12 protein-coding genes are annotated in these 13,403 nt (G+C 39.1%); 5 read left to right on the top strand and 7 right to left on the bottom strand.

Going from position 1 to position 13,403, the window contains the following annotated elements; genetic code table 11:
- Nucleotide 1: 1 nt before the first annotated feature.
- Genes ABD009_RS01385 through ABD009_RS01400 form a run of 4 tightly spaced genes read right to left on the bottom strand, consistent with a single transcriptional unit; the run spans nt 2 to nt 5,728 of the window.
- Nucleotides 2-196, bottom strand: a complete 195-nt coding sequence (locus ABD009_RS01385) for a Trm112 family protein (RefSeq protein ID WP_343822246.1) — start codon at nt 194-196, stop codon at nt 2-4.
- 3 nt (nt 197-199) lie between these two features.
- A complete protein-coding gene (gene lpxK, locus ABD009_RS01390; RefSeq protein ID WP_343822247.1) occupies nt 200-1,234 on the bottom strand; it encodes a tetraacyldisaccharide 4'-kinase in 1,035 nt (344 codons plus the stop codon).
- Complete coding sequence (gene msbA, locus ABD009_RS01395; RefSeq protein ID WP_343822248.1) at nt 1,235-2,971, bottom strand: lipid A export permease/ATP-binding protein MsbA; 1,737 nt, start codon at nt 2,969-2,971, stop codon at nt 1,235-1,237.
- Between the two features lie 42 nt (nt 2,972-3,013).
- Nucleotides 3,014-5,728 carry a ComEC/Rec2 family competence protein gene (locus ABD009_RS01400; protein ID WP_343822249.1) on the bottom strand — a complete coding sequence of 905 codons (2,715 nt, stop codon included), beginning with the start codon at nt 5,726-5,728 and terminating at the stop codon, nt 3,014-3,016.
- Between the two features lie 109 nt (nt 5,729-5,837).
- Between ABD009_RS01400 and ABD009_RS01405 the strand changes: the two genes are divergently transcribed.
- Both ABD009_RS01405 and pyrC read left to right on the top strand, forming a co-directional pair.
- Nucleotides 5,838-6,371 (top strand): DUF2062 domain-containing protein, encoded by a 534-nt coding sequence (locus ABD009_RS01405; protein WP_343822250.1) that lies wholly within the window; start codon nt 5,838-5,840, stop codon nt 6,369-6,371.
- A gap of 44 nt (nt 6,372-6,415) precedes the next feature.
- Nucleotides 6,416-7,450, top strand: coding sequence for a dihydroorotase (pyrC, locus tag ABD009_RS01410; RefSeq protein ID WP_343822251.1), 1,035 nt, complete (start codon nt 6,416-6,418; stop codon nt 7,448-7,450).
- Between the two features lie 26 nt (nt 7,451-7,476).
- Here the strand turns inward: pyrC and ABD009_RS01415 are convergent, their stop codons facing one another.
- Genes ABD009_RS01415 through ABD009_RS01425 form a run of 3 tightly spaced genes read right to left on the bottom strand, consistent with a single transcriptional unit; the run spans nt 7,477 to nt 10,667 of the window.
- Nucleotides 7,477-8,742, bottom strand: a complete 1,266-nt coding sequence (locus ABD009_RS01415) for a lipoprotein-releasing ABC transporter permease subunit (protein WP_343822252.1) — start codon at nt 8,740-8,742, stop codon at nt 7,477-7,479.
- Nucleotides 8,739-9,407 (bottom strand): lipoprotein-releasing ABC transporter ATP-binding protein LolD, encoded by a 669-nt coding sequence (gene lolD / locus ABD009_RS01420; RefSeq protein WP_425543052.1) that lies wholly within the window; start codon nt 9,405-9,407, stop codon nt 8,739-8,741. The genes ABD009_RS01415 and lolD overlap by 4 nt, the downstream gene beginning before the upstream one ends.
- Before the next feature lie 15 nt (nt 9,408-9,422).
- A complete protein-coding gene (locus ABD009_RS01425) occupies nt 9,423-10,667 on the bottom strand; it encodes a lipoprotein-releasing ABC transporter permease subunit (RefSeq protein ID WP_343822254.1) in 1,245 nt (414 codons plus the stop codon).
- 118 nt (nt 10,668-10,785) lie between these two features.
- Here ABD009_RS01425 and ABD009_RS01430 point away from each other — a divergent pair, with 118 nt between their 5' ends.
- Genes ABD009_RS01430 through ABD009_RS01440 form a run of 3 tightly spaced genes read left to right on the top strand, consistent with a single transcriptional unit; the run spans nt 10,786 to nt 13,378 of the window.
- Nucleotides 10,786-11,409, top strand: coding sequence for a PilZ domain-containing protein (locus tag ABD009_RS01430; RefSeq protein WP_343822255.1), 624 nt, complete (start codon nt 10,786-10,788; stop codon nt 11,407-11,409).
- Complete coding sequence (locus tag ABD009_RS01435; RefSeq protein ID WP_343822256.1) at nt 11,409-12,443, top strand: agmatine deiminase family protein; 1,035 nt, start codon at nt 11,409-11,411, stop codon at nt 12,441-12,443. Before ABD009_RS01430 ends, ABD009_RS01435 begins: the two co-directional genes overlap by 1 nt.
- 44 nt (nt 12,444-12,487) lie before the next feature.
- Nucleotides 12,488-13,378: a carbon-nitrogen hydrolase gene (locus ABD009_RS01440; protein WP_343822257.1), complete on the top strand. Its 891-nt coding sequence runs from the start codon at nt 12,488-12,490 to the stop codon at nt 13,376-13,378.
- The last annotated feature ends 25 nt before the right edge of the window (nt 13,379-13,403 follow it).

Raw genomic sequence — 13,403 nt, forward strand, 5'->3', positions numbered from 1 at the left:
TTTATTTGTACTGTTCAATTTCTTCTGAAGATAACTGGCGCGCTTCGCCTTCTAACATAACTGGAATGTCTTCATTAATTGCATAAGCAATTCGGTCAACTTTACAAATTAATTCGTTTGTATCTTTCGCGTAATGTAGTTTTGATTTGCATATAGGGCACGCGATTATATTTAATAATTTTGTATCAAAAGCCATGTTCTATTCCGTTATTTTTAATTTTTTAATTTTATCTGTGAGATTGCGCTCAAGCGAATCTGATATTACTGCGTCAACTGGCAGCGCATACCAATTAGGCTGAGCAAACTTCATACATTTAACTGCGTCTTTTTCGGTCATTACAATAATGTCGTTATCTTGTAACTCAATCGATTTAAAATCTGCTTCAGTAAAGTTATGGTGATCGGGAAACCAATGTTCAGATACTACTTTAAGGCCCGACTTTTGAGCGGTTTTTTTAAATCGCTCTGGATTTCCAATTCCAGATATCAAGTGCACATTTCTGGTCTCTTCTTTCAAAAGAGACACGGTTTTACCCTTCAGCTTTATTAGTGAGGTTGCACCAAGTTGATAATCTATAAACTTATTTTCATCAGACTGTAAGCTTGATTTACTTTTACTTAAAAAGCCTGAATTGACCACGGTAAAGTCTACCGATTTTAACCTACTTATAGGTTCTCTTAATGGTCCCATCGGCAACAAATAACCATTTCCAAAGTAACGAGCGCCATCTACTAATACCACTTCCATGTCTCTGGCCATCTTATAATGCTGCAAGCCATCATCAGAAATAACAATGTTTACACCACTTATTTGAGATGCATATTTCACCGCTTTTGTTCTGTCTGAATCAATTACCACTGGCACGCCAGTGCGCAAAGCCAATAAGTTTGGCTCATCACCCGTTAAGCTAGGGTCGCTAATCGCATTAACTAAACGTGGAAAGCTTGGGCCAATTTTAGTGTTTGCACCATAACCACGACTTACAATAGCCGGTGTATAACCAAGTCCTTTAAGCAACTTGACAAGATAGATAACAAATGGCGTTTTCCCAGTCCCGCCTACGGTAATATTACCCACAACGATTACTGGAACATTTGCTTTTATCTGTTTTTTTACACCGAGTTTAAATAAGCCTCGTCTTAAGTTGCTTACTAACCAAAATAATACAGTTAATGGTAACAGTAACCACACCCAACGTTTGTTGGAATACCATGCGGCTTCTAAACCGCTCATTTAATCATCACCAAACTGTAGTTGATGCAATGCCGCGTAAGCGCCACTTTGTGCTATCAAATCTGAGTGCGTGCCTTGCTCTATAATTCGGCCTTTATCCATAACAACAATCTTATCTGCATTTTCGATTGTCGATAAACGGTGTGCGATAACAATACTGGTTCTGTTAGTCATTAGGTGCTGCATAGCGTCTTGAATTGCACGTTCGGACTCAGTATCTAATGCCGATGTTGCTTCATCTAAAATTAAAATTGGTGAGTCTCTTAAAATCGCTCGAGCAATTGCGATACGTTGGCGTTGGCCGCCCGAAAGCAAAGCTCCGTTCTCGCCAACTTCAGTGTCTAATCCATTTTCTAGCTGATCTGTAAACTCAACTACATGGGCTAGTTTAGCGGCATTCTCTACCTCTGATCTGGTAACGCGTGACATTCCATAAGCAATATTATTTGCAATTGAATCGTTGAATAAAACCACTTGTTGAGAAACCATAGCGATATGAGAGCGTAAGTTCGTTAGTTCAAATTCATTAATATCATCGCCATCAATGGTGATATTTCCTTCATTTGGAAAATAGTAACGCGGTACGAAATTTGAAATTGTTGTCTTACCGCTACCACTTCTACCAACCAGTGCTACCGTAGTGCCTGGTTTAATATCTAAGCTGAAGTTTGTAATGACATTTTTATTAGTACCCGCATAAGCAAAGTTAACATTATTAAAACTTAAATGCCCTTTTACGGTTTCTTTAGCTATCGTTCCATTGTTAACTTCAGACTCTACATCTAATACTTCAAATACACTTTTTGCAGCTGTTAAGCCTCTTTGAAATTCGCTATTAACTGTGGTTAACATTTTAAGTGGTCGTAGCAACATCATCATAGATGAAAGAACAACAGAGAAAGTACCTGGTGATAATGTGCCCAACATTTCAGGCTGAGCAGAGATGTACAACACCGCCGCTAAAGCAAAGGAAGCAATAACCTGAATCGACGATACGCTCAATGTTTTGGTTACTACCATTTTCATGCGTTGCTGACGATTGTGATTGTTCGTATCAAAAAAAGATTCAGTTTCTTTTTTCTGACCGCCAAACGCTAGAATAACTTTATGTCCCGACAACATCTGTTCTGATTGTCTGGTGACATTTCCCATCGCCGATTGAATTCGTTTAGAAATAACTCTAAATCGCTTAGTAACATAAGTGACTATTAAAGCAACAATAGGCACTAGCACTATGATGGCAACAGACAGTTTCCAACTGTGATAAAACATAACAGCGAGAAGTCCAACGACCATGGCACCCTCTCGAACGAGTGTCATTAACGCTTTGCTACATGCATTTTCAATTTGTTCAGTATCAAAGGTAATTTTTGAGATAAGGCTGCCATTTGATTCAGCATCATGATAAGTCACAGGCAGTGTCAGCATTTTCTCGTATAACTCTTGGCGCATTTTCATTACAATATTAGAGCCAACCCAGCCTAACCCGTATGTGGCCATGTAATTAAATACACCGCGAAGAAAAAACACAGCAATAACAAACAGTGGTGCAGCCGCTAATACTTCGCTATTTTTTTCAGTTATACCATCGTCTATAAAAGTTTGGATTTCTGAGATAAAAAGCACATCGATACCGGCGTAACCTAACATGCCGATAAGTGCGATAACAAATCCTAAAAAGTACGGTTTAATATAGGCAGCGAGCCTTTTAAACGTTGTTGAGTAGTTTTCTTCCAAGAGTCTATCCAAAGCTAAACGAAACTAATAATTAGGTTAATTCTACCGTATTTGTCCATGAAAGCTAAAAGGATTTTGTTTTTTCCAAAATGGTGACCACTTATTGAGCGTTGTTCGAATTTCAATTTGCTGACTGTTTGGGTTTAAGAGTAAATCAATCTGCCCCGATTCTGCGGTATTGTATTGGCTAATTTGATAACGTTCGTACCTGTCTTTGACCTCTTTGGATGGCATGCCAAATCGATTATTTACACCGCTACTAAACACCACAATACTCGGCGAACTGGCGTAAATAAAAGGCTTAAAAGAACTATGTTTACTACCATGATGAGACGCAATCAGTACATCCGCTTTTAAGTTAATCTTATTTTGGTGATGAGCATCCACTAATATTTGCTCTACTTTATGTGTCACATCGCCTGATACTAATAGCTTTAAACCCGATGTTAAATCTTCTATTAATATTACACAGCTTTTATTATTTCGAGAGTAGTTAGGCCAAAGATCAACAAGTTCCGGCCATATAGAAATGTTTGGCCAAATAAGGGTTAAGGCTACACGTTCTGTTCCTACCAATTGGGGCAATTTGTTTAGATCATCACAATTTTGGGGAATTAGGCTTTCAGTTTGGGTTCCGTTTACTGCTGAAACATCACCAATATGATCAGTATCTAGGTGGGTAACAATAACCTGTGTTAAGTCATGAATGCCGCGTTTCTGCAATGTTGGCTCAATGACCGCCTGAGTCGCATTAGCGCCACTTGGAAATATTGGACCTAAGTCTATCAACATTGAGAAATTGCCAGTCCTATACTGACTAGCCCTATCTTGCTGTGAAACTAGTAAACTACTTCCTTGACCAACATCAAAAACTGAAATCAAGGTTCTTAGCTCATTGCTCTTTTTAAACAACGCCGTCCTGTTAGAAGCCGCTTTTGTTGGCACAGATGACTTTATGGGCTTAGGCGTAAGCCAAAGATTCCATGTATCGCTATAAATATTCGGAATCTTGTATCCAAAGAATAGGAGAATGAATAAAGTAAGCATTCTAAAAACGGTCAAATTTAAACGGCAAAAGTATTTATAGATAAAAGGTAAGGTGCTTATCAGAACGATAAATAGAAAAACCAAGGAAAACGCAGTATTGCTCGACAGGTAAAACCAGCCACTTTCTAGTTTAAACCATATAAACAGATCCCAAAACCAAGTCAGTATTTCATCAGCAATGGAAAACATAAAAAGAGATAATGTCGCGTTTATGTCTAGAGTAAGAGTGCCAATAACAATACTAGGCATGATTATAAATGAGAAGGTCGGCGCTAGCATAAGGTTTGTGGCTATAGAAGAAAGTGAAATTCCACCAAAAATAGTCATAGTCATTGGTGACATCCAAACCACTATAAATACTTGAAAAGCGATAGCAACAAACACAACTTTTTTTGTGTTCTCCACTATCGATGCACCTTCACTCCAAGTTCTATTAGCGAATAAACGAAAGAAGATTATGATGCCAACAACGGCATAAAAGCTTAGCCACCAAGATACGTTCAAATAAGACCATGGCGACCAAATGATACTGCACGTTGCGACAGATAACAGTATGGTAAAGCTCCCCAATCTTACACGTAACATTTTGAACAACACCCAACATGATATTGCTAAGGCTGCTCTAACCGCAGATGATGGTGCTCCTATCATAAAGACATAAAACCATATAAAACTGAGTGACAATAAATTTGGCACTAACATAGGGGTTAAGCTCTGACTTAATTTCGACCCTAAACCTTTTTTATTAATAACCTTGTTTATTAAACTATTTATTCCCGTTATAAATTTGATTAAAAGCTTTAGAGTCAGAGTAATCAGTAAATAGATTAGGCCAACATGCAGTCCAGAGATTGCCAAAAAATGGCCAATCCCTAACTTATTAATCGTATCCTTTTTTGCATAATCAATGAGCTGTTTGTCACCAGTGGTTAATGCTAAAAGAATATCTTGGTGCCGCCATTCTAAATTCGATTCGGAGACTGACTGGTTAATCATTCGCAACAATTTATCGGTAATTAACTGGCGTTGAGCTGGTCGGTTTATATTTAAATGTTCAGTTGAAAAAGCCGCCATGTTTTGGTTGTTCGAACTCACAGAAAAAACATGATCTTTTATAATGCTACCTGTTGCTTTGTAACCACCTGCTGTCATATAGGTTTGACGGTTAAAACCGTGTTCATTCTCATAACCAACTACGGATTTTAATTTTACATGTGCCGTAACTTCTTTGCCCATTTTTAATTCTAAATTGGAATCTGTTTTTGCTTCAAACCAGTTGAGTCTAACTAATAGCGCTGGTTGCAACCAGTCAACCTTTCGCTTTTCAACATGAGTCACTAACAGGTCAACAATCAGTGATTTAGGCGTGCAATTCGTGTTTGTTTTACTACATGGTTTTGCAACGTTTACGTTATTAACCATTCCAGTTAGTGTTACGATTCTATTTGAATCTAAGTAAGCGGTTAGAGGATTATATTGCGTTAACCAAGAACTGACTAAATTTTGATAACTGATACCCACTAAAATGGATATAAAAATTGATAATGCTAAGCTTGTTGTTAGATGGGTGTTTGTTTTTTTAACTTTTACGACAGCTAATAAAGAAAGAATGGCGATGAAGAAGCTGACTGACTCACCTAAAGTTAACAAGCGTGGGCTGAACAAAAAAAGGCCACAACCGATTAAAAATCCTGCGAACCATTTGTTCAATCAAATTTCCTTAACTAATGTATTAATTCTCTAATTACAAAGACCAATTTTTAATGTAACTTAGCGTCACTTTTTGACAAGTACAGAAATCTTGATCCGAGCTCAAATTATGCCAAAAAAATTCATACAGCGATTTTTGCCAGACCACCAAAAAATCAAACAAAACAAAGCCGTCAATATGTTTGGCGACCTACTGCACGACGCAAACTTATGGCACCTAAATCGACGCTCAGCTCGAGGGGCATTTGCAATTGGTTTGTTTAATGCTTTTATTCCCGTTCCTTTTCAAATGTGGCTTTCAGCGTTTGGTGCCATTATATTTAAAGTCAACTTGCCATTATCTGTAGCCCTTGTATGGGTCAGTAACCCTTTAACTATGCCTCCACTATTCTATGGTTGTTATTTATTGGGCGAATGGGTTTTAGGTGGTGAGAAACAACCATTTAAATTTCAGTTGAGTTGGGATTGGTTAGTGACCAGTTTATCAACCATAGGTCCTGCATTTATAACCGGCTGTTTAATTGCGGCCTCGGTTGCCGCCATTATCGGTTTTTTTGGAATAGACTTAATGTGGCGTTATTCAGTAAAAAAATCTTGGCAACAGCGCAAGCAACTTAGAATTAACCGCGAACTAGACAAGTAGTAACATTAATTCGTTAGTTATCTTTATCAGCATATGGAGCATTTATGACACAAATTACTATTCAAACGCCTGACGATTGGCACTTGCACTTCCGAGACGGTGATATGCTTAAAGAGACCGTCGCAGCAACGGCTCGTTGTTTTAATCGCGCGATTGTAATGCCGAACCTTGTGCCTCCAGTGACTAATGCTCAAATGATCAATGATTACCGCTCGCGCATAGAACAAGCTCGACCAGATGGCAGCCAGTTTGAACCGTTAATGGTGTTGTACCTTACAAACGATACGACAGAGCAAGATATCATCGACGCAAAAGCCGCTGGTACAGTCGCAGCAAAGCTTTATCCAGCGGGCGCAACTACTAATTCAGACGCTGCAGTTAGCGCGTTAGATAGCCTCTTTCCAATATTCGAAGTCATGGCAAGAGAAAACATGTTATTGCTAGTGCACGGAGAAGTAACGGATCACCACATCGACATTTTTGATCGAGAGAAAGAGTTTATCCACCGCAACTTATCTAGAATTGTTGATGGTTTTCCAAATCTTAAAATAGTCTTCGAGCACATTACCACTAAAGATGCAGTCGACTTTGTACTTAATGCGCCAGAAAACGTAGCCGCGACAATTACTCCACAGCATTTATTACTAAACAGGAATGATTTACTCGTTGGTGGCATTAGACCGCATAATTACTGCTTGCCTGTATTAAAGCGCAACATCCACCAGCAAGCTCTTCGCGCCGTTGTTGCAACTGGTAACAGTAAGTTTTTCCTAGGTACTGATTCAGCTCCACATGAAAAGTCGAAAAAAGAAAATTCTTGTGGATGTGCGGGTTGTTATAGTGCCTGGTCTGCACTTGAATTATATGCTCATGTATTTGAAGAGCTTGATGCTTTAGATAAGCTAGAAGGTTTTGCTTCTCATCATGGCGCTGACTTTTACGGACTACCGCGCAATAGCGGCACGGTTACATTAGTAAAAGAAGACTGGACCATTCCAGAAATGATTACACTTCCAAATGGTGATCCTATCGTTCCATTTTTTGCAGGTGAAACTTGTCATTGGAAACTGAAGGCTTAAAGTTTTTTAAACCTTCAGCTTATGCCTTACCTCAATAATTCTATTGGGGTAAGTTTAGCGGCTTTACTAGATGGATATAGACTAGCTAATAATGCGATAAACAAAGCAGTGCTTGTAATGATAATAACCTGTGTAAATTGGAGCTCGCTTGGTAAGTACTCTATAAAATAGACATCGCCGTCTAGCACCTTAAAGTTCAACAAACTCTCTAGAACCGCAAATATATTTGGCAAAAACTTCGCTAGAACACATCCAATTAATGTTCCCCAAACTATTCCTCTTACTGCAGTCAGTAAACCCATAATTACAAAAGTTAGTTTAACAGTGCTAGGCGTTAGCCCTAAAGTTTTAAGTATTCCAATATCGCTATACTTTTCTTGTACCGCCATAGAAAGTGAAGAAACAATATTAAAACTGGCCACGGACATAACAAGGACCATTACTAAATACATAATATCTTTTACTAGCACGATATCGTTGTATACATGGCCTTGGCTCCTGAACCAGTCAATAATATAAACGTAGTCCGTTATTTCACTGCCTATTTCAGAAGCAACCTTGTTAGCCTCAAATGGGTCAATGAGTGAAACCTTTACACCTTGGGCTTCATACTCACTGTAACCTTGGCTTTGTTGAATAACATCCAGTGGCACATAAACCTGACCGTGATCCATCTGACCACCGATTTGATAAATACCGCTCACTACAAAGTTTAAGTATTTAGGCGATGACAAACGGCCAGTATCAGAAACAACGGGGATTAATAACTCAAGTCTATCGCCTACTGTTAATTCTAGCTTTTTTGCGAGGCCAACTCCTATAACCGCCGGTGGTAAAGTGCCTGACTCTACTTTGGTTAACCAAGTACCCTCAATAATAAACTCCGACGTGACATTAACGGTTCGCTCCAACTCTTGATGTACCGCTTTTAGTAATACCGCTTCCATATTATTTTTCTTTTGAATCATCGCGTTTAATTCAATAAATGGAGCAACGGAGAGCACCTTTGGGTGTTGTTGAACTTGCTTGGCAGTTTTTGTCCAATCCGGCAATGAACCAGCCACCGATTTAAATTCTATATCCGGAATAACAGACAGAAGCGTATTGCGAAGCTCCCTTTCAAAGCCATTCATTACTGATAAGCCAATAATTAGCGCGGCAACGCCAATTGCAAAGCCTATGCGAGACGCTCTGTTAATGAACCGAATATAAGGGCTTTGTACGCCAGTTTTATAATACCTGCCTGCTAATTGCCAAGCTAAGGTGATATTTTGTTTAGAATTAGTGCTCATTCCACAACAAGTCCATCATCAAGCTTTATAATTCTGTCAAAGCGCTCTGCTAGTGCTTGATCATGTGTTACAACTACTAGAGTTGTCCCTAACTCTTGATTCACCTTTAAAAATAAATCAAACACCTGTTGAGCGTTTTGTTTGTCAAGGTTACCGGTAGGTTCATCAGCCAACACCAACTTAGGTTTATTAACGAGTGCTCTTGCAATCGCTACACGCTGACGCTCTCCTCCTGACATTTGCGAAGGTAAGTGATCTAAACGATGTGAGAGGCCAACTAAATCAAGCAAGCTTTTAGCTTGGTTTTCTGCTTCTTGTTTATCCGTTCCGTTGATAAGTAAAGGCATAGATACATTTTCTAAGGCACTGAATTCCATCAATAAGTGATGAAATTGATAGATAAACCCTAAATTTTTATTTCTAAATAGTGCAGCTTCACTGTCTGACAAGTCGGTATTGCGCTTGCCTAAAATCTCAATAACTCCAGACGACGGTTGATCAAGCATTCCAATTAAATGCAACAAAGTACTTTTTCCAGAGCCTGATTGTCCTAAGATAGCCACTTGCTCACCAGCTTTTATTTCTAAATTTAGTCCTTTTAAAATATCAGTATCCACAACACCGCTATATGATTTTTTCAAATCACTACACTGAATTACATTCACAACCATTTCCTTAAATTACTCATAACGCAGCACATCGGCCGGCGCTAACTTTGCCGCTCTGATGGCAGGATAAATACTGGCCAAAAACGACAATCCAATTGCCAAAATAGCAATCAAGCCGACCTTTTCCACACTAAATACAACAGGTAAACCTATGCCTGGAACGCCCAACAAGTTAATATCTGTTATTAACATAAACTTGTTTATTCCAAGGGTAATTACTGATCCTAATATGCTTCCTAAAATAGCACCAATAACACCGTTATAACTACCTTGAATAGTAAACACTTTTGCAATGTCTATGGGCTGCATGCCAAGGGTTTTTAAAATAGCTACTTCGCCTTGTTTTTGTGTGACCATCATGACAAGCGCAGAAACTATATTAAAAGCCGCTACCGCAACAATAAGGCTCAACATTATCCACATCATGTTTTTTTCCATTTTAACGGCGTCAAATAGTTTTCCGTGGGTATTATACCAACTTGATATGTCAAACTGGTCTTTGCCGAGCGTGTTCAATAATGATTTTTCAATTGATTTGGCTGCAAAAGGATCACTCAATACAAGCTGTATTGCCTGCATACTGTTAGCTTTTTGCTTTAGTAACTTGTTTAAGTCTTGTTTTTTAGTAAATACTAAATGTTGGTCCAACTCACTATCGGTGGAATAAAGTCCAACAATTTTAAAGTTACGTTGAGCGGGCAAACGACCTAACGGAGTGTAATGAGAAGCACCACTTACGATAATTCGTACATTGTCACCTATGCTTAGCCCGTTGTCGTAAGCCATAAACCGGCTTATAACGACGCCATAGCGACTACTATTTAACGATTCCCATGTTGGGCTATTGGCAGCGGCTTTTAAACCCAGAGGGATTTCAGAGTCAAGTGATAAACCTTGCACCACTATGCCTTTAAAATCTTGAGGTAGTTGTAGAATCGCCGTAGAGCTAACTAGTGGTAGTTGTTGTAAGATGAGTTGTTGGTCATTTTCTGGAAGTTGTTTAAGCCACTCTTTGTCTTGCAACTCTTCTAACAGGCCATTATTTTTAGCAGTAACCACTACATGCGGCACACTACCTAAAATCCGATCTTTTAATAAACCTTCAAAACCATCCATTACTGATATAACAACTATCAGAGATAATACACCTAAGGTAATGCCCGCTTTTGAAAATAATGATATCAGCCCCACGAACTTGCCTGCTTTGGAAGCTTTTGCGTATCGCCGAGCTATGACTAAACTTATTGGTAAATTCATGTAAGGTTTTGAATCTTTTTAATTTAAATGGTGAAGGAATGCATAAGGTTCGATAATATGTGTTTCATATACAAAGTACAAGCTATGCAGGCTCCGTAATCACATAAGGTCAGCGTTAATGAATGAACAAGATTCCGCTCAGTTTTCTGAGTATTTTCAGTTAAATCACGCCATTGAAGTCAACATAAGTAAAGGCGATGTATTGTCTAATACTCCTACTGATGATGAGTTTGACGCGTTAATCCCCTTACCTTATAAGTTAGCGTCTGAAATGAAAGGCGTTGAACAAAATATGCTTCGACCGCTTAGGCAGCTAGGCGATGTTATTGAGCCGCTTGCTGATTACTTAAAAGCACAAAGCCGAAAAATTGATTTAATGATGCACTATATTCTGCAAGCTCAAGATGAAAATGATGAACGTCATCTCACCGTTTCATTTGGTGGCGGAGGTTTTGTTTTCTCGTCACCGGATAGTTATAGCAAAGAAGACTATTTAGTTTGTAAATTGTTTTTTAATGACGAGGCTTCAGCAATATATTGTTTAGGCCGAGTAATTGAACAAAGTGATAATGACACACAAGGCGATGAAGGCGATGAAGGGAATGAAAGAGAAACGCTATATACCGTTTTATTCCATAAAATTAGAGATGAAGATCGTGAAACTGTAGTTAGAGCTTCGCTGCACCAACAATCGAAACAATTATTGAAGAAAACCCAAAAAAGAGACAGTGAGAATAGTTAATGTCATATACTTTGCCACCAGAGTGGGAAACACAGTCTGCCGTTTTATTAACATGGCCGCACGACAAAACAGACTGGGCACCTATCTTACCAGACATCGAGAACGTATATATACAGCTGGCCAGTCACATAGCGGAACGTCAGCTATTGGTTGTTGCTTGTCACTCTAGCGATTTAAAGAACCATGTAGCGTCATTGTTAGAAAGCAATAATGTGAACACAAATAACGCACGCTTATTTATAGCGCCTTGTAACGACACTTGGGCTAGAGATCATGGACCAATCACTCTACTGTCTGAAAAGCGAGAGCCTAAACTGCTCGACTTCACGTTTAACGCCTGGGGTGCAAAGTACCACGCAAATCTTGATAACGAGATCAATGGTCACCTTTTTAAGCAACCTTTTTTTGATGCGGCATTAACACAAAAGAATGATTTAATATTAGAGGGTGGCAGTATTGAAAGCGATGGTGCGGGTACCCTAATGACCACATCCATTTGTTTGCTGAATCAAAACCGCAATGCACACCTTTCAAAACAAGAAATCGAAGAGCAGTTATTAACATCATTGGGCATGAAACAAGTCTTGTGGATTGATCATGGGCACCTAGCTGGCGATGACACTGATGCTCACGTAGACACTTTAGCTCGTTTTGCGCCTGAAGGTATTGTCTATGTTCAGTGTAACGACAAAACAGAGTCTCACTATGCCGAACTATGCAACATGGAAAAGCAATTGGAAAGCTTTGAAAATACTAGCGGTGAACGCTACCGTCTATTTCCACTGCCTATGCCTAGCCCTATTTCAAATGAAGATGACGAATTGTTACCAGCCACCTACGCAAATTACCTCATTATCAATAGAGCGGTACTAGTACCAACCTACAATGATGACAATGATGCAGCTGCGTTAAGCGTAATCCAAAAGGCCCATCCAAATCATGACATTATCGGAATTGACTGTAACGCGGTTATCCAGCAGTTCGGTAGTTTACATTGTTTAACCATGCAGATACCTGCAGGCGTGATTGTTTAACCTATAATGACGTATGCAAATTTAACAAAATTTAGAGCTTAACTATGAACAATAAAGACCTAAACGTCGCCTTAGTACAACATAGCAATACAGGTGATGTTCAACACAATCTAAATAAAACCATTCAAGGCATTAAAGACGCCGCCTCTGAAGGTGCGAAGCTAATTGTTTTACAAGAGTTACATTGCTCTTTGTACTTCTGCCAAACGGAAGATACAGACTGTTTTGATTTAGCTGAAACTATACCGGGGCCTTCTACTAACACCTTTGGCGAATTAGCCAAAGAGTTAAAGGTTGTCATTGTATTATCGTTATTTGAAAAGCGAGCCGTTGGGATTTACCACAATACAGCAGTAGTCATGGACAGTGATGGCTCTATTGCAGGTAAATATCGTAAGATGCACATACCTGATGATCCTGGCTTTTATGAAAAGTTTTACTTTACACCGGGTGATATAGGTTTTGAGCCTATTCAAACCTCAATAGGTAAACTTGGTGTTTTAGTCTGTTGGGATCAATGGTTTCCTGAAGCTGCCAGATTAATGGCGATGGCGGGTGCAGACGTGCTTATATACCCTACCGCAATTGGTTGGGACAAAAGAGATGATGCCGATGAACAAAAGCGTCAGCTAGATGCATGGGTAATATCACAAAGAGCACATGCCGTGGCGAACGGTTTACCCGTTATCTCTTGTAATAGAGTGGGATTAGAATTAGATCCTAGTGGTCAGAGTGAAGGCATTTCGTTTTGGGGCAATAGTTTTATTGCAGGGCCACAAGGAGAAATATTAGCTCATGCAGGCGACAGTGATGATCAAATTCTTACGGCAAACGTATCGTTAAGTCGAAGTGAGTCTGTTAGACGAATATGGCCATTTATGCGTGACCGCCGGATAGACCATTATAGTGACTTATTAAAGATTTATCGCGATTAACAACGCTAATTACCGCGACTTGAAA

The sequence above is a fragment of the Psychrosphaera haliotis genome, from assembly GCF_039523615.1.
Taxonomy (GTDB): Bacteria; Pseudomonadota; Gammaproteobacteria; order Enterobacterales; family Alteromonadaceae; genus Psychrosphaera; species Psychrosphaera haliotis.